Genomic DNA, 389 nt, shown 5'->3' on the forward strand with positions numbered 1-389 from the left:
AAGTCGACATTGATGGAATCGTTGATAGGCTTGCCGCCGCCGAGCGTTTCGATGAGCGCCAGCTCGGCGCTGTGTTTCTCGATCAGATCCGCAAAGCGCAGCAGGGCTTTCTTGCGTTCTCGCGGCGGCAGGCCGGACCAGGTGCCGGCTTCGAAGCTGCGGCGCGCCGCCTTGACCGCGAGATCGACGTCCGCCGCCCCGCCGGCAGCCACGTTGGCCAGCAACTTGCCTGTTGCTGGATTCACCGTCTCGAAGGTCTCGCCCGATTGGGCCGCGACATAGGCGCCATCAATGAAGGCCCTGGTCTCGAATTTCAGCGTCTTGGCTTCAGCGTGGAAGTCTGTGTGGACATTCATGTTAAACTGCTGCAGATCGCATTGAAGGGTGTT

The 389-nt window shown here is 60.9% G+C and carries 1 protein-coding gene; it reads right to left on the reverse strand.

What is annotated here, in order from left to right:
• Nucleotides 1-389, reverse strand: a 389-nt coding sequence (locus EN846_RS33780; protein WP_348630853.1) for an aldehyde dehydrogenase family protein, incomplete at both ends; no start/stop codon positions are given.

The sequence above is a fragment of the Mesorhizobium sp. M4B.F.Ca.ET.203.01.1.1 genome, assembly GCF_004791025.1.
Lineage (GTDB): Bacteria > Pseudomonadota > Alphaproteobacteria > Rhizobiales > Rhizobiaceae > Mesorhizobium > Mesorhizobium abyssinicae.